Below are 20,536 nucleotides of genomic sequence, written 5' to 3'. Positions count from 1 at the left end.
GGCTACGCCCTTCTCCCTCTTCTTCCGCCCTTCTTCCTGGTGGTGTCGTGGGGAATGGGAGTGGCGTCCTCGATCCTCCCGATCTTGAACCCCGCCCTGGCGATGGCACGGATCGCCGCTTGGGCTCCCGGTCCCGGCGTCCTCGGCCCGGTGCCGCCCACCGCTCTCACCTTAATGTGGACCGCGGTTATCCCCTTCGACTTCGCGACCTCGGAGGCAGCCGAGGCGCTCCGCATGGCCGCGTATGGAGACGACTCGAACCTGTCCGCTTTGACGTGCCTCCCTCCGGATGAGAAGGCGATGGTCTCTGCGCCAGTCAGGTCGGTGATGTGCACTATGGTGTTGTTGTAAGATGAATAGATGTGACAGACCCCCCAGCGGTCGACTAGGGCCTCCTCCTCTGACATGCTCCTCACTGCACCTGGGCCGGCTGCTCCGCGGCCACTTCCTTCTGCTCTGGCTGGGCCTCCTCCTTGGGAGGCGCGCCTCCTGTCAGCTTGATTGTCCCCTCCTCACTCCCTCCGACCGCATACCCAGGAACCGTTATGGTCCGCTCTCCCACGGAGACGTGCCCATGGACTATCAACTGTCTCGCGTGAAGAGGCGAAAGGGCCATTCCCTTCTTGAACACCATGGACTGGAGCCTCCTGCCCAAGATGTCTTCGACGGTAAGGCTGAGTATGTCGTCCAGTGTCGCCCCCTCCCTGATCAGCCCTCTCTTCTGGAGGCTGTCCAGCAGCTTCTTCTCCTCGCGGAGCCTGACTTCCTCAGTCGCGGCGAGGAGGGTCCTCGCCTGCTTCCTCACCGAGCTCAGTTGGGTCTGCACCTTCCAGAGCTCGCGCTTGTTCCGGAGCCCGAACGTCCCTAACAGATACAGCTCTTGGGCGAGCTGGTCGGCCCTCCAAGGGCTCCTCGGCCTGCTGTACTGCTTCCTAGATTTCTTCGGGTCACCCAACGCTACTTCTCCTCCTTCTTGGCGGCCTCCTTCGCCGCGGCGACCAGCGCCGCCTTCCTTACCCCTACGGTCCTTCCACCTCTCCCCGTCGTCCTCGTCCTCTGGCCCCTCACCTTCAGCCCCAGGCTGTGCCTCATTCCCTTCCAGCTCTGGATGTTCTTCTCGTCCTCTATATCGTTCTTCTGAGCGAAGTCTAGGTCCGCGCCAAGGAGCTGCTTTGCCTCTCCTGTCTCCGGGTCGTTCCGTCGGTTATAGTACCACTTCGGCAGGGCTGACTTCGACGTATCCCGTATCGCGGCTTCGACCTCCCCCACCTGCTCATCGGTGAGGGTCCCGAGCCGGACACGCGGATCGAGATTGAGCTTCTTGGTTATGACATTAGCGAAGTTGTAGCCTACACCCTTGAGGTCAGCGAGTGCTACGACGAGCTTCTTTCCCCCTTCAAGGTCTCTTCCTGATATCCTGACCAGGTGCCTGAACTCGGAGTCCGACATTTTCTGAATCTGCCCTTCGCTCTTCCGTTATAAGGTTTGAAGAGATGAGACGGTTTCTGGACCGGTGTCTAGTCCCGCCAGTGGTCGACTGCCTCCCGGGGGACGGCCAAAGCAGGTAACACGGGGCGACGGGTCGTCACCCGGGTGTCAGCCGTCCGCAAGGGCCTGACGGGACCCTCGAAGAGACCTGCCTCCGCAGGCGCCGCCGCTTTTTGCGGAGCCCCCCGGCGGTTCTTCAGGACCACACACGGGTCTGCTGTCGGGCGTCGCCACCTATGATTGGAGCAGAGATTTCAGCCCCTGGTCAGCTTCAGAGGTCCAAGACATCAGATTCAGTCGAAAAGAGCTGCAATCGCGTGTTTATTTGCGCGACAAGGCTAAAACAGACGTTTCTGACCGAAGATAGAATCAGAAATGGATGATTCGTCCACCCAGCTTATATAGGAATTCCAGGGAGCGGACCCGAAAACAGATTTGTCTACGCTATCAAGCGTACGCATGAATAAGACTAGCTCTATACTACTTGCAACTCTTCTCGCTCTCTCTGCGCTCCTCATGATTATCCCGATCGCACCGACGTATGCTTCGACTGGCCACGCCAGCCTGGCCTACGTCACCCCCAACGTCACCCACGCCACGACCGTCACCGACGCGACCCTCTCCGAGAACGTCACGGCAGGGATCCTGAACGACACGGTCGCTCAGAACAACGTCGCGACCGCTGCGTTACCCTTCGCCATCGACTTCTCGCACCCAGGCGTGACCTTCTCCGGGACCCAGTTCCAGCTCTTCATGAGCCTCGACGGGTTCTCGCACATCAGCGCCTCCGACGTCCAGTACGGCCCGACCTTCAACGTAGCTGACTTCTCGAACACCGCCCCCGCACTGAAGGCGGTGAAGGGTCCGCTCGGCGAAGGGATCACAGGGACATGGTACATAGGCAACGTAGCTGGCACCGACGTGGTCGTAGGGCCAATCCCCCTTAACATCAACAGCTCCTACAACTTCATCAAGATCTACGACGGCTCCACTGGCGCCGTCGCAGTGACCGCAGGCACGCTCTACCCGCAGCCCGGCTTACTCCTGAGCAAGACCTCAGGGGCGCCAGGGACTCCGGTGGCAGTGGCCGGCGGCGCGTTCCCATCTGGACTCACGGTTGACATCAACTACACCTTCTCCTCGTCCGGATGGACGGGAGCAAACACCACTACGACCGGGACCCTCATAAGCGGGGTCTCGACCGGCAGCGGTTACTTCACCACCGCGGCGACCCCAATGGTCGACGCGATGCAGGTGATCAACCAGAAGACCACCAACATCTACACCACGGTACCCATAACGGTCTTCGCGGCCAACGACAAGGCCTCGACCCCGTATGTGGTCGACAGCGCAGAGTATGCGCTCAACCTACCCGTCTTCCACGAGTTCAGCAGGGGCATCGCCTCGATCTCATCCTACAGCAACGCCGGCGCCTTCGTGGGCGCTGACGCGTTCACCCTCAGCCACCTCTACGGCAACGACACCGGCGCCATAGGCACGGTCGGCACCATCACGATCGCCGACCCGGCGGTTGTCGATGCCAACGTCTTCGGGACCCTCTACATCGCGGGCAACAACTCTGAGGTCGGAGCGCCTGTGACCTTCCTCGTCGGAGGCGCAACCGCCTCCGTCGCGAAGTCGACGGCCATGACCTCAGTGGCTGTCACCGCGGACGCAAGCGGGTTCTGGAACACCACGGTCACCGTCCCCATCCTCGGCCTGGGCCACCACAACGTGTGGGTCGACCAGGGCGGGGTCTACTACAACTTCACCATCAACATACTCCCGACCCTCATACTCACCGACTCGGTGACGGGCGCGGCCAACGGGCCGTCCTCGAACCCGAGCTCTACCGTCACGGTGAGCGCCTACGGCTTCCCAGCCAACACCGTCCAGTACCTCTACTGGACTGAGATGGCCTTCGGTGACGGCCAAGCCTACAACGTGGTCAACGGGTCCATCGGCTCCAACGGCGAGTTCACCTCGGCCGTGAGCTTCACGGTCCCGAACGCCTACGGGCTCCTGCCGCACAAGGTCGTCGCTCTCTCCAACACCACCTACACCTTCGTGAGCATCGCCGACAACGCGAGCGAGACCATCAAACTCGCTCTGGCGCACCCCGCGGGGATCGAGGGCAGCGGCAACTTCACGATCACGCCCACCCTCGTAATCACTCCAGGCTCGGTCAACTCCAACGACGTCGGCACCTCAGGGTGGCTGACGGCCACCGCTGAAGGGCTCGCGCCCGGATGCAACAAGGACGGCACCACCATCGGCGACGCGCTCCACCTCGGCTGCAAGACGCTGTTCAAGCGCCTCTCGGCCGCCTCGGTCGTCGGCAACATCTTCTACACCGCGACAATCGACAACAACCAGCTCCCCATCACTTCGAGCCAAGGCGGCGCCACGAGCGCGCTGATGGCCAACGGGACCGGCGACCTCTCCTTCACCTTCCCCACCGCGGGGTACAGGCCTGGAGAGCACGTCGTGACCCTGGCCAACAACGCAGCGGGCCACCAGCTCCTCGAGGTCTTAAGCCGTGTAGGCCCCAACATGAGCACTAACGGAGTCTACAACTACGCCACCTACGCCTACTTCAACGTCACCACCACGGGTGACTACATCTACGGCGGCTTCGCTGCGCTCAACACTGCCATGAGCAGCGTGACCAGCGCGGTGAGCAGCCTCTCCACCACACTCACAAGCATCCAGAGCTCTCTGACCAGCATCAGCAGCTCCATCACGACCCTTACGTCGGACGTGACGAGCCTGCAGAGCAGCGTCAGCGGGATCGGAACCCAGCTCACTTCGCTCGCATCTGCTGTGAGCGGAGCCGCTTCGAGCGCCTCCTCGGCAGCTACCGCAGCCCAGTCGGCGGCGGCGGCGGCCAGCACGGCGGCCTCGAACACCAGCGGCATAGGGAACACCTCGACCTACGTACTCGTGGTCGCGGTGCTCGCAGCCATCACCCTGGTACTAGAACTAGCCATATTGGTAAGAAAGCTGTCCTAGACAGACAGCTTTCCTCCCTTTTTGTTTCTGATTCACCTAGCGTAAGCTGAAGCTTGATGCGGCAGCCCGCCCCGACCGGGCTCGATGCCAAGCCCTACCCGCTAACTTTTTAACCACAACGCAGACCCGACGCCCGAAACTGGTCGTCTCATGTTACGTTATAGGCTGGTGGGCTAGAAAACGGTAGAAGTGAAGGTGCTCGAAGACAGCGGGAGCTCGGTCGCCCTCCAGCTCGAGGGAATCGACAGGTCTTACGCCAACGCAATTCGTAGATTCTGCATCGCCGAGGTCCCATCCATGGCGATTGACGACGTAGTGATTCTGGAAAACTCCTCTGTCCTCTACGACGAGATACTCGCTCACAGGCTTGGCATGGTGCCCATCAGGACTGACCTAGAAAGGTACAACCTCCCGGAGGAGTGCGACTGCGGTAACCCCCTCGGGTGTCACAAGTGCAGGGTACTCTTCGTCCTGGACGCGAAGGGGAAAGACAAAGTCATGACGGTGACATCAGGGGACTTGGTCTCTGAAGACCGCGACGTCAGGCCAGTGAGTGAGTCTATCCCTCTGATAAAGCTCGCAGCAGGGCAGTCGGTCAAACTCGAAGCTTACGCCAGGCTGGGAAGGGGGAAGGAGCACGCGAAGTGGCAGCCGTGCACGGTCGCGACGCTCACAGACGGGAAGAAGGAAGGCACCTTCGTCCTCGCGGTGGAGTCGGCCGGAGGGCTCCCGGCAAAGCAGATCGTGCTGAAGGCGATCGAACTCCTCGAAAAGAAGCTGAAGGAGATACAGGTCGCGGTAGGTGGGCCCGATTGACCGCCGACAACCCGGTGACCAGGAGGACCGCGGTGCTGCTGGAGAGAGCCGGCAAGAAGCAGAAGGCGCGCATCTGGAGCGAGGCGTCAGCCCTGTTGTCTTACCCGTCGAGCACAAGGGTCGAGGTTAACCTGGGGCGGATATCCCGGTTGGCGGACGACGGGGAGCCGGTCTTTGTACCGGGCAAGGTCCTCGGGACAGGCGTCATGGAGAAGAAGGTGGTGGTGGGAGCGTTCTCCTATTCGACATCGGCGAAGGCGAAAATCGAGGCCATCGGAGGGTCTGCCCTCACGCTCGAGGAGTTCCTCAAGAAGTACCCGAAGGGGAGCGGTGTAAAGCTTGTCAGGTGAAGAGACGGTCTACGTGGACGCGGCCAATCAGATCGCAGGAAGGCTCTCCTCCAAGGTCGCGAAGCTACTCCTCTCTGGTAAGAGGGTCGTGGTAGTGAACTCCGAGAAAGCGCTCGTTTCAGGGTCCAGGACCTCCGTCATCAACCAATGGAAAGAGCGGCTGGAGCTCGCCAGCAAGGTGAACCCCATTTATGGTCCCATCCACCCGAGGAGGCCAGACAACATCCTCCGACGGATGGTCCGGGGGATGGTCCCGAGGAAGAAGCCAAAGGGCGCGGTCGCGATGAAGAGGCTCAGGGTCTACATAGGGGTCCCGGAGGGGGTCGACGGGTCGAAGTTGATGAAGTTCGATGACGCGGCGGCCACCCGGCCGATCCCAGTCTATGTGACCATGGCCGACCTCTCCAAGAGCCTGGGGTGGAACGAGTAGCGATGCCGGCGCAGACGCAGAAACTGCAGACCAAGAAGCCTCCGAAGCTGTACTCGGGGTCGAGGAAGACCGCGAGGGCGACGGCCGCCATCTTCCCGGGCGCGGGTAAGATACGGGTCAACGGCACTCCGGTGGAGCTCTGGGAGCCCGAACCGGCCAGGCTGCACCTCCTCGCACCGGTCCAAGTGGTCGGAGACCTCAGAGAGAAGTACGACCTGGACGTGAGCGTTTCAGGAGGAGGGTTCATGGGGCAGGCGGACGCCGCTGCCATGGCGATAGCCAGGGCCTACGTGGACCAGGTCAGGGGGAGCGAAATCAGAGATAGGCTCAATGCATACAATAAATACCTGCTCTCGGGCGACCCGAGACAAGCTGAGCCAAAGAAGTTCGGAGGACCCGGCGCGAGGAGAAAGCGCCAGAAGTCGTACAGGTAGACTGCCATGATGATACCCATCCGTTGCTTTACCTGCGGCAACCTCATCGGCGACAAGTTCGTCCCGTTTCAGGCCAGAGTGAAGGGCGGAGAAGAGCCGGGCAAGGTCCTCGACGAACTGGGGCTGAAGCGGTACTGCTGCAGGCGGATGCTCATTTCGTCGATAGACGTGATCGACCAGGTCCTTCCATTCTACAGCCGCAAGTCAGAGCTCTGAGGGAGGGCGGCGGCATGTCAGAATTCGACGACGATGACGCGGGGTCGGCCGACAAACTCGTGGCTCCCGGGCTTTCCGAGAAGGCGCTCCTGGCCACCGGGATCAGGATAGGGACCCCGGTCAGGACGAAGACCATGGAGGCGTTCACGGCGCGGCCAAGACCTGACGGGCTGCACATCATCGACTACGCGAAGACCATCGAGAGGATCGACGTGGCAGGGAAGTTCATAGCCGCGACGGGGGCGAAGAACACGGTTGTCTACACCAGTAGGGAGCATGGGGCGGTGGCGGTGCAGAAGTTCTGCGAGCTCACCGGGGCGATGTCCAGGATAGGGAGGTTCATGCCCGGGACCTTCACCAACCCGCTGTACCCGGGGCATCTGGACGCGGAACTGGTGGTGGTGGCGGACCCGATGTCGGACATGCAGGCGATGGTTGAGGCAGCCAAGCTGGGGGTCCCGGTCATAGCCGTTTGCGACACTGACAACGTCACCGACGACATAGACCTTGTCATCCCGGGGAACAACCGCGGGCGCAAGGCCATAGCGGCGATATTCTGGCTTCTGGCCAGGTCCACCCTGGTACGCTCGGGCCTGCTTGCCGAGGATCAGGCCATGAAGTATGGCATAGAGGAGTTCGAAACCAAGGTGGAGGAGGAGCCGAAGCCTGACATCCCCGAGGAAAGGATATCAGAACGGCGCGAGTAGCGCCGACCCTTGTCAGTAAGGAAGCCCGCGGTAGCCGATCAGTTCTACCCGTCAGACCCTCACGAGCTGGCGGACCTGATAGACGGATGCTATCTCCATCGGCTCGGGCCGGGGAAACTCCCGCCTGCTCCTGCAACCTCGAAGACCGTGGCGGTGGTGTCCCCTCACGCCGGGTACGTCTACTCTGGCCCCGTGGCGGCCCATTCGTACTACCACGCCTCTTCGCTGCGCGACCCCGACCTCATCGTCGTCGTGGCTCCCAACCACTATGGCATCGGGAGCGGGGTGTCGACCTTCAAGGAAGGGGCCTGGGAGACCCCGCTTGGGCGCATGCGGGTAGACCCGGAGGCCGCCGAAGAGCTCTCCGACCTGGCTGGCATAGTATCCTTCGACCCCCAGGCCCACAGGCTGGAGCATTCCCTGGAGGTGCAGCTCCCGTTCCTCCAGAGGATTTATGGAGACTCTGTCCCGCTGCTGCCTATATCCCTCCTCTTCCAGGACCAAGACACTGCAGGGGTCGTCTCAGCAGCCGTAGCCAAGATCCTGGAACACAGGAAAGGGATACTTGTCGCCTCATCAGACCTCACCCACTACGAGCCAGCTGTCAGCGCGCGCGAGAAGGACACGGCGCTCCTCCGGCAGGTGGTCAGGATGGACGTAGACGGCTTCTACTCCACCCTCGAGAGGCTGAGAGTCACCGCCTGCGGCTACGGCGCCATCGCCACCGTGATGATGGCCGCCAGGTCCCTGGGGCTCGGAAGGGCGGAGCTCCTGAAGTATGCTTCGAGCGGCGACACCTCCGGAGATAACCTTCAAGTCGTGGGCTACGGCGCCCTACGATTCGTCAGCACTTGAAAGCCATCGCCGAGGCGCCGTCGAAGGCAATCGTGGTCGGGGAGCACTTTGTCGTCCACGGAGCCTGGGCGCTCGCCGCTGCCCTCCCCCGAAAGGTGAGGGTGGAGGTCTCGCCCTCCGGTAGCTATCGTGCCGACTCGGACCGCTTCCCGGCGGACTCGGCGGGGCTCCGCCCCCTGAAACACGTCGTGGACGCTATGGCCAAGGAGTTCTCGGTGAGCCCCGCGGTGAATGTCTCAGTCTCTTCTTCGATACCCCAGGGGGCTGGGCTCGGCTCCTCCGCCTCCACAATGGTGGCGGCAGCAGCCGCAGTCTCGAGGCTGTACTCCCTCGGCCTTGGGACCGACGAGCTCGTCAGGTTCGCGATGATAGGCGAGCAGGGGATACACGGTAGGCCGTCCGGGGTCGACCCAACGGTCTGCGCCTCCGGAGGGGTCCTGCTCTTCAAGCCTGGGGAGGAGCCCAGGAAGGTCGAGATTAGAGGCGAGAGGAGGCTGATAGTGTCGTTCTCCGGAGTCAGCAGGAGGACCAAGACTCAGATAAGGAAGGTCTCGCTCATGAGAGAGCGCTTCCCCGGCTTCTTCGGGATGCTGGCAGCCTCAGTGGGGGGCCTCAGCCTGGAGGCGGCGGAGCTCCTCAAGCGGGGAGACGTGAAAGGAGTGGGGTCCATCCTCACCATCGACCATGCCGCCCTCCGTGCGGTAGGGGTCTCCAGCACAGAACTGGACGCCATGGTCGAGCTGTTCGCTTCGGAGGGCGCCTACGGCGCGAAACTGACGGGGGGCGGGGGAGGCGGGAGCGTCATAGCGCTGGCGCCGGAAGCAAAGGAAAAAAGCATAGTTTCGGGGCTGACGGCGCGAGGGTTCGAGACGTTCATAGCAAAGGTGCCGGTCGAGGGAGTGAAAAGCTGGCTAGAGCGGTAGTGGCCAAGCTCGGCGGTTCGGTCATCACCGACAAGTCGAAGCCTTTCTCGTATCGGCCTGACGTGGTCTCCGCCCTCTCCGAAGAGATAGCCTCTTCCGACCAGAAGGTAGTCGTGGTCCACGGCGGCGGTTCCTTCGGTCACTCTGTCGCCAGGCAGCACGGGCTCAGCTCCGAGGTCGGGGAGGCCCCGGCGGTCGGAGTCGCGCAGACCAGGGGAGCAATGTATGAGCTCAACAGGCTGGTCTGCAAAACTATGATGGAGTACAAGCTCAGCCCCTATCCCTTCTCCCCCTTCGATGCGGTTAGCCGGGGAGGGGCAACCGCGGTGGCATCTTGGCTCCGTGGGCTCCTGAAGGAGGGGCTTACCCCGGTCACCTTCGGCGACGTGAGCCTCGCCCCGTCAGGGTTCAAGGTCATATCTGGAGACTTCATCGTGCAGGAGTTAGCCAAGATACTCGAGCCCGAAAGGAGCGTCTTCGCACTCGACGTCGACGGAGTCTACGAAGGGAACACCAGGGTCATCATACCTGAGCTCACCCCGTCGAAGATAAGACGGATGAAGGTCTCCGAAGGGGACGACACGACCGGGGGGATAAAGGCCAAACTCGACGCCGCGGCCAAAATCGCGGCGGGAGGGTCGAGGGTCTGCTTCGTCTCCGGGTACAGGCGGAACGAGTTCTCGAAGGCCCTCAAGGGGCTCGACTTTTACGGGACCGTAGTCCGCTCCTAGCGGAAGGCTGGTGGCCGGGAAAGTGCCGAACCTCCAAGACGAAATGAAACGTGTGAAGTCAGAGGTGGACAGGGTCATACTCGACCAGGTGCTACCAAAGACCAGCCCGGTCAGGGAGGTCCGCCTCCTCTACACGATGATGAGGGACTACCCGTCTCGACCCGCGAAGGGGATGAGGCCCTTCCTCTGCGTGACGGCCTGCAAGGCCGCAGGAGGGGAAGAAGAGGACGCGATGATCACAGCCGCATGCATAGAGCTCTTTCAGAACTGGATACTTGTGCACGACGACATCGAAGACGGGTCGGAGCTGAGGCGGGGCGAGCCTGCTCTTCACAAGAAGTATCCGGAGTCCCTCGCCCTTAACGCCGGAGACGCCCTCCACGCAAGGACCTGGGAAGCGCTCCTCAGGAACCGCTCGAGGATCGGCCTCGAGCGGACGTTCAGGGTGATGGAGGAGTTCTCGCGGATGGTGGACGCGACAACCGAGGGGCAGCATATGGAACTCGGGTGGGTCGCCTCAAAGAGGTGGGACCTGAAGGAGGAGGACTATTACGAGATGTGCACCAGGAAGACTTCATGGTACACTGTAGCGAGCCCGTGCAGGCTGGGGGCCATAGTGGCGGGTGCGGGTGAAAAGGTCCTCTCCGACCTGGAGGACTTCGGGACGAAGCTGGGCGTCGCCTTCCAGATTCAGGACGACTCGCTGAACCTAGTGGGAGACGAGAAAAAATACGGCAAGGTGAAGTCTGACGACATCCTGGAAGGGAAGAGGACCCTCATCCTCCTCCACCTTCTCTCCGCAGCGACCCAGGGAGAGAGGGACAGAGTCGTCTCCATTATGAACAAGAGCAGGGAAAAGAAGACCAGGCAGGACGTGGCTTTCGTGCTCGGCCTCGTCGACAGGTACGACGCAGTCGGCTACGCGCGCAAGCGGGCTGCGGAGCTGTTGAAAGACTCGCTATCTACCCTGGAGGGTATCCCGTGGAAAGGTGACAGGAAAGCCGTGGGGCTCCTCCGCTCCTTCGCAAAGTTCGCAGTAGAGAGGGAATGGTAGCCGAAGAGCTGGGAAAGGACGCGCTGGACGCGATAGAGGAGGCGGCCCTTTCGAACGCGGCCAGACATGGAGGGAAGGCAGAGGTGGGGGCCATTGTCGGAAGGGTGCTGGGGGAGATACCAGAGCTCAGGTCTAGGGCGGGAGCCGTCTCGAAGGAGGCGGCCGCGGCGGCCAGGAGGGTGAACGCCCTCACGCTTGAAGCGCAGGAGAAGCTCCTGGCAGAGAAGTTTCCCGGGGCGCAGGCGCACCATGAAGAGAGGGGGAGGGTGGGCCTTCCGCCTCTCCCCAACGCCGTCAAGGGAAAGGCCGCATTCCGCCTTGCACCCGAGCCGTCTGGGTACATGACCATAGGGCACGCCATGGCTTGGACAATCAACTACCTCTACAAAGAGATGTACGACGGTGAGCTCTGGCTCCGCTTCGAGGACACGAACCCCCGGAAAGTCCTCCCGAAGTACTACGACAGCTTCAGGAGAGGGACCGAGTGGCTGGGAGTCAGGTGGGACCACGAAAAGAGCATCTCGGACGACATGGAGGTCATATACGAGAGCGGGAGGAAGCTGATCGAGCTCGGGAGAGCATACGCCTGTTCCTGCGACGAGGCGAAGGTCAAACGCCTCAGGTTCGAGGGGACCCCCTGCGAGCACAGAGGAAGCTCCATCGATGTGAACATGAAGGTCTGGGAGGAACTCCTCGCGAACAAGCACAAGGAGGGGGCCTATGTGATCAGGTTCAAAGGAGACATGCAGAGCCCCAACTACTCGCTCCGGGACACGAACCTCTTCAGGGTAATCTCCCAGCCTCATCCACTTACAGGGACCAAGTATTCGCTCTGGCCCACCTATGACCTGGCCAACGCCGTTGAGGACGAGATCTGTCGCATAACTCACGTTCTTAGGAGCTCGGAGTTCCGCGACGAGCTTCAGCAGCTGATCCGCGACGCCCTGAAATTCAGGCGGATCGAGGTCATCCAGTTCTCGCGTTTCAACTTCAAGGGGACCCCCGTCTCGAAGAGGCTCCTCAGGCCCCTGGTCGAGAAGAATGTTGTCTCCGGGTGGGACGATCCGAGGATGCCGACGGTGGACGGCCTGAGGAGGCGGGGGGTCGTCCCGCAGGCGATACACGACTTCACCCTCCAGGTGGGGTACACAAAGACCGAGCACGAGTACGACTGGAGCATGCTCCTGTCCATCAACAGGAAACTCCTGGACCCCGTCTCCAGGAGGGTCTTCTTCGTCCCGGACCCTGTGGGGTTGGTCGTGGAAGGGGCTCCGCGGAAGGAGGTGATGATTCCGTTCCATCCACAGAAGGACCTGGGGGCGAGGAAGGTCTCAACGGCAGGCCGATTCTACATCCCTTCTGCTGACGCGAAGAACCTCAAGGAAGGCGCTGTCTTTAGGCTCATGGACCTCTACAACGTCGAGCTCTTGTCCATGGGCGCCTCCCTTGAGGCGAGGTATGCCGGGGATGGGGTGCTTCCCGAGTCAAAGAAGCTGCAGTGGGTCGCCGACGACCACGTTGACGCGACCGTCTCCATTCCCGGGGAACTTTTCCTGGACGGTGACGTCTACAACAAGGACAGCCTCAGGGAGGTGACCGGATATGTCGAGAATGCTGCCTCGTCCCTCGAGCTGGGCGACATAGTCCAGTTCCCAAGGTTCGGCTTCTGCAGGCTCGACTCGTCCGGGAAGTTCATCCTCTCCGGCTAGCCTTCCTAGGCCAACCGTTTATATGACGGTCGAGATGGGCCAGGCTGGGAGATTTGAAAGATGACCCCAGACAAGAAGCCCTACTACATCAAATTCGAGACTCCGAAAGAAGTATCTGAAGCGGCCTACGAGGTCCTGAGGCAGGCTTCACGCACGGGGAAGGTAAGGAAGGGGACAAACGAGTCCACGAAGGCGATCGAGAGGGGGGTTGCAAAGCTCGTCGTGATCGCCGAGGACGTTACCCCGCCTGAGGTGGTGGCCCACCTGCCGATACTGTGCGACGAGAGGAAGATCCCCTACGTGTTCGTCCCCTCGAAAGACCAGATAGGCCCAGCCATTGGCATAGACGTCTCGACGGCTTCTGCGGCGGTCCTTGACGCCGGTGAAGGCTCTCAGATACTCGAGCAGGTCACCCAGGAGCTTTCGAGGCTGAAGAAAGCCGTATGAGCAGCAAGAGAGAAGCGGAAACACTAACTCCTGCCGAGGTGGTCCAGATCGTGGGAAGAACTGGGGTGGCCGGCGAAATCACACAGGTGAGGGTCAAGATTCTCGAGGGGAAGGAGAAGGGGCGGATTCTGACCAGGAACGTGAAGGGACCCATCAGGCTGGCGGACGTGCTGGTCCTGAGAGAGACGGAACGCGAGGCCCGGAAGCTGAAATAGGACATTACCGTTTACCTCCTGAAGCCTGCCCTGACCTGTCAGACGGCCCTCCTTCTGTACTGCCTCGTACCTCAAATCTTCCGGCCCGTCCCTTGCTTCAACCCTCCCCTCTGCGAGGAGGGGCTTCGGCGCGCAGCTACCTTCGTATCGCGGCTTCGAACCCCGCTAGGTTCTGCGGCCGGAGGTAGGCGCCATGCCCCATGGCCGCGATGTCCCTCAGCTCCCCCGACGCGCTGTTCGAAAGCTCGATGACGTCCACAACTACCGACGAGCCGCTCAGCTCGTCAGCCACGGTCTTCGCAGGAGGTCCGTCGTTCCCTCCGTCGCTTACCAGCTTGACCACCTTCTCCTTCCTCATCGAGTCAGACGTGCTCTTGATCCCATACCTGAGGGCGTCGGCCAGCGGGCTCCCGCCCCTGCAGCCAGCTTCCTCCAGTCTGTAGAGCTCGAGTGAGGCAGGAGGCGGGTTAAGCGGCACCACGACCTCGATCTGCGTGGAGCCCGGCGTCCCGAGGAGGCGGTAGAACGAGATCCCCATCCGTATCGGCCAGGGGAAATAGGACACGGGCCAACGCTCGGCGATGTAGTTCGTCAGCCCCGTCTTTACGATCTCCATCTTGCTCATCCCGGACGACGTCAGCTTTCCTCCCATGCTCCTGGAGCCGTCTATGACGAAGATGACGTCCCTCGCTTTGGACTCATCGTAGCTCATCGCCGACGTTTCATCCGCCCCAACAAACGTATAAAAAAGATGGAAGGCGAGGTATAACGTTGGCGTTCAGCCTAGCTAACCAGGCTCCTCTCGCCCCCAATCCGGTGATAATGGCGTGCATGGGACATGCGGGCGTGGGGATAGGCGCCGAGGCGTACAGGTGGGTCCTCATGGACGTCGGGGCCAATCCGAGCGCTCCGACCCTCAAAGGCGAGAAGCAGCAGCTCGAAGTCCTGAGGAGGTATGGGAGCACGATACTGAGGTTCGGCGCTTCGCTTCGCAGAGGGGAGACTCCGCTTGTTCCGCGGGCGCTGCTGGTAGACTTGGACCCGCGTTCTGCTAACCTGATACTTCAGTCGTACCCGCAGCTTTTCGCCATGAAGGACAAGCACGCGGTCTACGGGCTCGGAGGCGCCGCGAGGAACTGGGCTGAAGGGCGTGGAAGGTTCAGGAACGAGATAGTCGGCAAGCAGGACATCGCGTCCAGGATTCAGGCAATCTCACCCGAACCCGTGAGGGGCTTCATAGTCCCCTTCAGCATGGGGGGCGGCACCGGGGGTTCCTTCTCTTCGGAGTTCATGGCATATGTCAAGGAAAGCCCGACCCTGGGTCATGCCACCATCGCCACCTTCGGGGTCCTCCCAGAGATAGGGTGGGACCCGATCATCTACGGGCCGGCGCACATCAGCGTGGTGCTGAACATGGCCTACCAGATCCGGTATTCGGACGCTCCCATCCTTATGGACAACAAGGAGCTCCGTTTCCAGGCTGACAAGCTCAAGGGGATGCTCGACTCACGTTCGTCCATAGTCGACGAGCTGCCGAAGCAGATCCGAGTCGGGTGGCACGACTACCGAGACATGAATCTGCTGGCTGCCCACGTAATAGCCGAGTTCATGGACTCGTTCATCCGGGAGACCGAGTGGGACATGTCCAACTACAGGACCTGGCTCGCGGCCAGCAAGCCGAAGTTCGTGGTCCCGTGGCTCATCCCGCTCGTCCCCAAGGGAGGGTCTGACATCCGGGCCATCGAACAGGCCCTGGACGAAGGGAACGACGGGTTGCTCTTCGACATCTCCCAGGAGGGAGAGATCGAGAAGGGGAAGACCGACTCTGCCTGCGTTCTGATCAAAAGCAGCTCGCGGCTGACAGCCGAGGACAGAGAGTTCTTCAAAAAGGTGCTCGCCGACAAGTACGCCATCCAGGACAAGCGCGTGATCTTCATCAAGATCCCTACCCTTCCAGGGGAGCCCGCCTCTGCCCTCATCCTTCTCAACATCAAGGGAATCAGTAAGAAGCTCCTCCCCCTCATCGCTGAAGCCGAGGACGCCTGGGACTCGTACAAGGACGAGTACCAGACCCGGAACCTGACCCATGAGGAGTTCAAGAAGGCTGTGATTGAAGTCTCCAGCCATCTGGGTTAGGGGAGTTTGGACCTCACCGAGCTGGAAGTCGAAGCCGGACGGCTCCTGGACGAGCAGAGGAGGTTAAGGGCGATAGATGCCGAGCTCGAAGCGCTCTCCCAGGAGATTAAGCAGGACCCGAAGCGGAACGAGAAGGACAAGGCGTTCTATGCGCTGATAGGCATGGACTGGTCCGACCCAGGGCACCAGGATCGGGCCTCCGCCCTGAGGAAGGAGAAGGAAAGCGCGCGTCGGGCCATCGGCGAGGTCCAGCGCAGAGTCTTGGAAGCGTTCAGCTCAAGCGGGCTCGTGATTCCCCTCGACCCGACCCCCTCCAAGTCAGAGGGTGCCAACACTTTTGGGTTCAGGTCCGGAGCGACCTTCCCAAAGACGGTCGAGGGCCTCTCTGCCATCCTGGGGATCCCTTCTCCTTTGAGGATCGGGGACGTCACAATCTACGGCGACCGAGTGGAGGTGGCAGACTCGGACGAATATTTTGCAAAGAAGAAGCTGGTGGAGGCCTTTGATGACATACGGAAGGCCGTCAGACGGAGGCTCTCGTCGCAGCCCGAAGGCAAGCTTTAGAATTCAATCAACCCAGGTGGAGCCGGTAGCGTGTCAGCTGTAAAGCGAATCACCGGTCTCTTTGACAAGGTGCGGGGCCCTCTCAGCAAGATTACCAGCGGCACAACCCTCCCCAAGGACGACGAGCTGGCTCAGGCGGTCATCCAGCGGATAGAGGTCGACGGCGAGGACCACGCGGCGCCCGCCACGTATGAGGACCACGAGCTGATGTGCAAGCGCCTCGTGCGCCGGCTAGGCTGGCAGCTCAAGAACTCAGGGATAACTGTCGAGGAGCTGATAAAGTCCTATCCAGGCGAAGTCAAGGCCCTCCTGCTGCTGAAGTCCTACGAGAGGTCGAAAAGTAAGAAAGGCTCCGTGAGCCTCAGAGACAGGCTCATCGCCACGGGTTTCAAGCTCGTCCAGTCCGGGGTCTGGGTCTTGCCGCCCACCAGGACTCCCGCGGGGCTGGAAAGCCAGGAGTCGTTGAAGCTCTGGTTCAGACAGGAGATGTCAAAGCAGGTGGGAAAGCAGGTAGACTACGTGTTCCCGTTCGTCGCATTGGTCGACCTGAAGAGGACGGTCTCCGAGCGCAGAGGGATCAGGAAAATGCCTGCCGCTAGGACCCTTTTCGCCGTGCTCTCTCTGGAGGAGGTGGTCTCCTACAGCCATCTCTACGCCACCATGAAGTCGCGGGGACTCTCTGTCAAGGACATCGTTCTCTCGGGGGACGTGTCTTTTCTTGCGAGCGCGTTCGCCGACGGCGGGGACCTCGAAGGGGTACACCTCCACGACTTGGAGCTCGCCCAGAAGCTGAGGCATCTGACAGGCGCGGCCAGCATTGACCTGGAGGGCCTGGCGAACCTGGGACCGGACACCATAGCCAAGGCACTGGACGGAGTGGTAGCCCACCCGAAGGACTTCGCCCAGAGGCTGATCGTCGAAGCACAGTATTGGATGAGGTTCCTGGGTGGAACGGTTCCGTCCTAGGGCTGCCAAGGGAAGGGCGTAAGCGTGTTCGGGGGGCGCCGTCTTTATATTCCGAGTTTCAAAGGGACCCGAAAGGTCGAGGTGCGGTAGCCTGAAATGTACGTTCCAAAGAAATGTGTCTTCTGCGGCAGAGAAGTCAGGCTCGGCTCCGGCATCCTGTTCGTGAAGAACGACGGCTCTACCAGATCCTACTGCTCATCGAAATGTAAGGTCAACGACCTGAAGCTCGGACGGGACCCTCGCAAGCTGAAATGGGCGAGGAGGCCCCAGAAGAAATGAGCGCGACCGAAGAGACACTCATAGTGGTAAAGCCCGACGGAGTGAGACGGGGGCTGGTCGGCGAGATCATAGGGCGGTTCGAGAGAAAGGGGTTCGTCATCAAAATGCTCAGGATGCAGACCCTGTCCAAGCCGCAGGCCGAAGAGTTCTACAGCGTCCACAAAGAGAAGCCGTTCTTCGGGGAACTGGTCGCGTTCATAACCTCGGGGCCCGTGGTGGGGGTGGTCCTATCTGGCAGAGACGCCGTGGCCACGGTCAGGAGGATGGTCGGGGCGACCAAGAGCTGGGAGGCGGCGTCGGGGACCATAAGGGGAGACCTAGGGCTCGGGTTGACAGACAACGCAATCCACGCGTCGGACTCGTCAGAGAGCTTTGCACACGAGGAAGCGGCCTTTTTTGGCAAGGCGCGAGGGTGAGGGCATCTTAAGGGGCTGGATGGGAAGTGTCGGTGGAGAGCGGCCGGATGCGACAGCCTGTAGTGGTCATCCTTGGCCACGTAGATAGCGGAAAAACCTCGCTCGCTGACAGTCTCAGAGGAACGGGCGTTCAGGCCCGTGAAGTTGGGGGGATTACCCAGGAGATAGGCGCCAGCTACTTCCCCATGGAGACACTGGTGCAGATCTGCGGGCCCCTGCTGGACAGGGCCGGAGGGGAGCTGCAGATTCCCGGGCTCCTCATGATTGACACCCCTGGCCACGCCGTTTTCTCCAACCTCAGGTTACGCGGGGGGTCTGCCGCGGACATCGCTATACTTGTCGTCGATGTGCTGAAGGGGCTCGAGAACCAGACACTGGAGAGCATAGACATACTCAAACAGCGGAAGGTGCCGTTCCTCGTGGCCCTCAACAAGATCGACATGATCGCCGGCTGGAGGAAGGGAAGTAAGGGCGCGCTACAGGAGGTCATGAAGCAACAGCCTCCGACGTGGGGGGACGAGCTCGAGGAGAGGCTCTACAACGTGGTGGGGGGGCTTTCAAGGCTCGGCTTCCAGTCGGACGCCTACTACCGGGTCAAAGACTTCCGCCAGCAGGTGTCCGTGGTCCCGGTATCTGCCAGGGCGTTGGTGGGGATGCCTGAGATGCTTGCCATGCTTATCGGACTTGCCCAGCAGTTCCTGAAGGGGAAGCTGCAGGTGGCGGACGCAAAGTCAGCGAGAGGGATAATCCTCGAGATGCAGGAGGAGGTGGGGATTGGCCAGACAGCCAACGTCATCCTCACGGAAGGCGCCCTGCGCGTGGGCGACTCCATAGCACTGGTGAGTAGGGACGGGGCGTTCAAGTCGAAGGTCAAGGCCCTCTTCATGCCGAAACCCCTGGACGAGATGAGGGACCCTAGGGACAAGTTCACACCGGTAGACTCGGTGTACGCAGCCGCGGGGGTCAAGCTCGTCTCTCCCGACCTCGGAGGAGTGGTGGCCGGGTCTTCGGTCGCATCTTTCTTCTCGGAGAGGGAATTCCAGCTACTGAAGGCTGAGATGGAAAAGGAACTTTCGAGTATCGTCGTCAAGACCGACAACATGGGGGTCATCGTGAAGGCTGGGAGCATAGGGGGGCTCGAAGCGGTCCTCAGGATGCTCGAGGAGAGGGGGGTCCCTGTGAGGGAGGCTGACATAGGTGACATCTCAAAGAACGACATAGTGGACGCCCAGGTTGTAGGTGAGCACGACCCGTATCTCGGAGCCATCTTGGGATTCGACTCGAAGGTCCTACCCGAAGCAAAAGACCACGCCAGCTCCAGCTCGATTTTCGTGTCATCCATCATCTACGAAGTGATTGACAGCTACGTCAACTGGGCGGCTGCGAAGAGGGAGTCTGACGAAAAGGCAGCGCTGTCCAGCCTGACTAGGCCGTGCAAGCTGAAGGCGATACCCGGGGCCTTCTTCAGAAACAGAGACCCGGCTGTCTTCGGCGTAGAGATTATCGCGGGGAGGCTGCGCCCGAAGGTCCGTCTGATGAACACGCTGGGGACCGAGCTGGGGACCGTGGAGCAGATTCAGGACCAAGGGAAGGCGCTTCCCGAGGCCAAGGACGGAGACGAGGTGGCCATCTCTGTTGACGGGCCGACCCTGGGGCGGCAGGTCAGGGAGAACGACACGCTCTACGCCATGCCCCGGAGCCACGAAGCAAAGGCGTTGAGGACGAAGCTGCTGGGCTCTCTAAACGAAGCAGAACGAGAGGTCCTCGAAGAGATAGTCGCGATAAAATCAAAGTCCGACCCGATGTACGGGTTCTAGGTTTATCTACCAGTCAGGTTCGGAGCCGGTTCAGTTGGTCAGCTTCAAGCTGGTTCTGTCGGACCCCAAGACCGGCAAGTCAGAGGCCCAGGAGGTCAAAGACGCGAGTGCACAGCTGTTGATCGGGAGGAAGATAGGAGACATCATCGACGGGGCCACCATAGGGCTCGCCGGGAAGTTCATGATCACGGGAGGAAGCGACAAAGCAGGCTTCCCCATGAGGGCTGACACACTCGGCGGCGGGAAGAACTACGTCCTCATGACCAGGGGGGTCGGGTACAGGGGGAAGGAAGAAGGGGTGAAGAAGCGGAAGTACGTCAGGGGGAACACCATCACCGAGGAGACCTACCAGCTAAACGGCAAGCTGGTGGAAGCGAAGCCTGCTTAGGTTCTGCAATTCTGCCCGAAGTTCATCAAATCATCGGGCCATCAACGCTGAAAAGTAGAAATATCTAGCGTACCCCTCGAAAAGGCATGGCTAGGCTGGACGACCTCGACATGAGGATCCTCTCCTCTCTCTATGCGGACGCATCGATGTCCGTCCCGAAGCTTAGCAGAGAAATGGGGGTCAACCTGTCGGTGATGTACAGCAGGATAAAGAGGCTCCAGAAGCGGGGCGTCATCGAAAAGTTCACGGTCATGGTGAACGAAGACCGGCTCGGGATGAGGGCCGGGGCTCTGGCCGGCCTGAACATCGACCCGAAGCAGAGGGAAACGGTCCTGAGAGAGATCGAGAAGGTCGAAGGAGTGCGGCTGATAAGGGAGGTGACGGGAAGATTCGACATCATCGTCAACCTCAAGGGACAGTCACTGGATGAGCTGCACCGGGCGGTCTACGACGTGCTGGGCAAGAACCAGGGCGTGATGCATGCCGAGATATTCATGGAGGTCTCACGCAGAAACCCTCCGGTGACGTTCAGGATAGTGGAATAGCCCCCAAGGTTCATATGCACGGGAGGACGGTCGCCAAA

The 20,536-nt window shown here is 61.0% G+C and carries 26 protein-coding genes; 22 read left to right on the top strand and 4 right to left on the bottom strand.

The features are described 5' to 3' along the window. Positions 1-2 precede the first annotated feature (2 nt). Genes JRN21_06785 through JRN21_06775 form a run of 3 tightly spaced genes read right to left on the bottom strand, consistent with a single transcriptional unit; the run spans position 3 to position 1,449 of the window. A complete protein-coding gene (locus tag JRN21_06785; GenBank protein MDG6989016.1) occupies positions 3-407 on the bottom strand; it encodes a 30S ribosomal protein S11 in 405 nt (134 codons plus the stop codon). Positions 408-412: 5 nt separating this feature from the next. Next, entirely contained in the window at positions 413-955 is a 543-nt protein-coding gene (locus JRN21_06780) for a 30S ribosomal protein S4 (GenBank protein MDG6989015.1), read from the bottom strand. Positions 956-957: 2 nt separating this feature from the next. Continuing rightward, positions 958-1,449 (bottom strand): 30S ribosomal protein S13, encoded by a 492-nt coding sequence (locus tag JRN21_06775; protein MDG6989014.1) that lies wholly within the window; start codon positions 1,447-1,449, stop codon positions 958-960. A gap of 498 nt (positions 1,450-1,947) precedes the next feature. Here JRN21_06775 and JRN21_06770 point away from each other — a divergent pair, with 498 nt between their 5' ends. The 14 genes from JRN21_06770 (at position 1,948) to JRN21_06705 (ending at position 13,387) form a co-directional block, all read left to right on the top strand. Beyond that, a complete protein-coding gene (locus JRN21_06770; GenBank protein MDG6989013.1) occupies positions 1,948-4,500 on the top strand; it encodes a hypothetical protein in 2,553 nt (850 codons plus the stop codon). A 189-nt stretch (positions 4,501-4,689) separates the two neighbouring features. Then, positions 4,690-5,316: a DNA-directed RNA polymerase subunit D gene (locus tag JRN21_06765; protein ID MDG6989012.1), complete on the top strand. Its 627-nt coding sequence runs from the start codon at positions 4,690-4,692 to the stop codon at positions 5,314-5,316. After that, positions 5,313-5,666 (top strand): 50S ribosomal protein L18e, encoded by a 354-nt coding sequence (locus JRN21_06760; GenBank protein MDG6989011.1) that lies wholly within the window; start codon positions 5,313-5,315, stop codon positions 5,664-5,666. The genes JRN21_06765 and JRN21_06760 overlap by 4 nt, the downstream gene beginning before the upstream one ends. Then, positions 5,656-6,096: a 50S ribosomal protein L13 gene (locus tag JRN21_06755; protein MDG6989010.1), complete on the top strand. Its 441-nt coding sequence runs from the start codon at positions 5,656-5,658 to the stop codon at positions 6,094-6,096. The genes JRN21_06760 and JRN21_06755 overlap by 11 nt, the downstream gene beginning before the upstream one ends. A 2-nt stretch (positions 6,097-6,098) precedes the next feature. After that, positions 6,099-6,530, top strand: a complete 432-nt coding sequence (locus JRN21_06750) for a 30S ribosomal protein S9 (GenBank protein MDG6989009.1) — start codon at positions 6,099-6,101, stop codon at positions 6,528-6,530. 6 nt (positions 6,531-6,536) lie between these two features. Beyond that, positions 6,537-6,746, top strand: coding sequence for a DNA-directed RNA polymerase subunit N (locus tag JRN21_06745; protein MDG6989008.1), 210 nt, complete (start codon positions 6,537-6,539; stop codon positions 6,744-6,746). 14 nt (positions 6,747-6,760) lie between these two features. After that, the gene (locus tag JRN21_06740; protein ID MDG6989007.1) at positions 6,761-7,453 is read left to right on the top strand and encodes a 30S ribosomal protein S2; all 693 of its coding nucleotides are present in this window, start codon (positions 6,761-6,763) and stop codon (positions 7,451-7,453) included. Positions 7,454-7,462: 9 nt separating this feature from the next. Continuing rightward, complete coding sequence (amrB, locus tag JRN21_06735) at positions 7,463-8,308, top strand: AmmeMemoRadiSam system protein B (GenBank protein MDG6989006.1); 846 nt, start codon at positions 7,463-7,465, stop codon at positions 8,306-8,308. Continuing rightward, positions 8,305-9,231, top strand: coding sequence for a mevalonate kinase (gene mvk / locus JRN21_06730; GenBank protein MDG6989005.1), 927 nt, complete (start codon positions 8,305-8,307; stop codon positions 9,229-9,231). Before amrB ends, mvk begins: the two co-directional genes overlap by 4 nt. After that, positions 9,231-9,962, top strand: coding sequence for an isopentenyl phosphate kinase family protein (locus tag JRN21_06725; GenBank protein ID MDG6989004.1), 732 nt, complete (start codon positions 9,231-9,233; stop codon positions 9,960-9,962). The genes mvk and JRN21_06725 overlap by 1 nt, the downstream gene beginning before the upstream one ends. 10 nt (positions 9,963-9,972) lie before the next feature. Further along, entirely contained in the window at positions 9,973-11,016 is a 1,044-nt protein-coding gene (locus JRN21_06720) for a polyprenyl synthetase family protein (protein ID MDG6989003.1), read from the top strand. Continuing rightward, a complete protein-coding gene (gene gltX / locus JRN21_06715; protein ID MDG6989002.1) occupies positions 11,010-12,725 on the top strand; it encodes a glutamate--tRNA ligase in 1,716 nt (571 codons plus the stop codon). Before JRN21_06720 ends, gltX begins: the two co-directional genes overlap by 7 nt. 60 nt (positions 12,726-12,785) lie before the next feature. Beyond that, complete coding sequence (locus tag JRN21_06710) at positions 12,786-13,172, top strand: 50S ribosomal protein L7ae (protein MDG6989001.1); 387 nt, start codon at positions 12,786-12,788, stop codon at positions 13,170-13,172. Then, positions 13,169-13,387 (top strand): 30S ribosomal protein S28e, encoded by a 219-nt coding sequence (locus tag JRN21_06705; protein ID MDG6989000.1) that lies wholly within the window; start codon positions 13,169-13,171, stop codon positions 13,385-13,387. Before JRN21_06710 ends, JRN21_06705 begins: the two co-directional genes overlap by 4 nt. A 136-nt stretch (positions 13,388-13,523) precedes the next feature. On the opposite strand, the gene JRN21_06700 is transcribed toward JRN21_06705, so the two are convergent. Next, positions 13,524-14,099, bottom strand: coding sequence for a VWA domain-containing protein (locus JRN21_06700; GenBank protein ID MDG6988999.1), 576 nt, complete (start codon positions 14,097-14,099; stop codon positions 13,524-13,526). Between the two features lie 110 nt (positions 14,100-14,209). Here JRN21_06700 and JRN21_06695 point away from each other — a divergent pair, with 110 nt between their 5' ends. The 8 genes from JRN21_06695 (at position 14,210) to JRN21_06660 (ending at position 20,498) form a co-directional block, all read left to right on the top strand. After that, entirely contained in the window at positions 14,210-15,523 is a 1,314-nt protein-coding gene (locus tag JRN21_06695; GenBank protein ID MDG6988998.1) for a cell division protein FtsZ, read from the top strand. Positions 15,524-15,529: 6 nt separating this feature from the next. After that, positions 15,530-16,087 carry a hypothetical protein gene (locus JRN21_06690; GenBank protein MDG6988997.1) on the top strand — a complete coding sequence of 186 codons (558 nt, stop codon included), beginning with the start codon at positions 15,530-15,532 and terminating at the stop codon, positions 16,085-16,087. Positions 16,088-16,117: 30 nt separating this feature from the next. Then, positions 16,118-17,053: a hypothetical protein gene (locus tag JRN21_06685; GenBank protein ID MDG6988996.1), complete on the top strand. Its 936-nt coding sequence runs from the start codon at positions 16,118-16,120 to the stop codon at positions 17,051-17,053. 96 nt (positions 17,054-17,149) lie between these two features. After that, on the top strand, positions 17,150-17,332 hold the full coding sequence (locus tag JRN21_06680; GenBank protein MDG6988995.1) for a 50S ribosomal protein L24: 183 nt from the start codon (positions 17,150-17,152) through the stop codon (positions 17,330-17,332). Then, the gene (gene ndk / locus JRN21_06675; protein ID MDG6988994.1) at positions 17,329-17,748 is read left to right on the top strand and encodes a nucleoside-diphosphate kinase; all 420 of its coding nucleotides are present in this window, start codon (positions 17,329-17,331) and stop codon (positions 17,746-17,748) included. The genes JRN21_06680 and ndk overlap by 4 nt, the downstream gene beginning before the upstream one ends. A 47-nt stretch (positions 17,749-17,795) precedes the next feature. Then, on the top strand, positions 17,796-19,565 hold the full coding sequence (gene infB, locus JRN21_06670) for a translation initiation factor IF-2 (protein MDG6988993.1): 1,770 nt from the start codon (positions 17,796-17,798) through the stop codon (positions 19,563-19,565). Between the two features lie 34 nt (positions 19,566-19,599). After that, positions 19,600-19,953 carry a 30S ribosomal protein S6e gene (locus JRN21_06665; GenBank protein ID MDG6988992.1) on the top strand — a complete coding sequence of 118 codons (354 nt, stop codon included), beginning with the start codon at positions 19,600-19,602 and terminating at the stop codon, positions 19,951-19,953. A gap of 86 nt (positions 19,954-20,039) precedes the next feature. After that, positions 20,040-20,498 (top strand): Lrp/AsnC family transcriptional regulator, encoded by a 459-nt coding sequence (locus tag JRN21_06660; protein MDG6988991.1) that lies wholly within the window; start codon positions 20,040-20,042, stop codon positions 20,496-20,498. The last annotated feature ends 38 nt before the right edge of the window (positions 20,499-20,536 follow it).

It is taken from the genome of Nitrososphaerota archaeon, from assembly GCA_029785825.1.
GTDB lineage: Archaea > Thermoproteota > Nitrososphaeria > Nitrososphaerales > Gagatemarchaeaceae > UBA183.
Note: the sequence above shows the minus strand (reverse complement) of the source record. Positions and strands in the feature narration are given on the sequence as shown.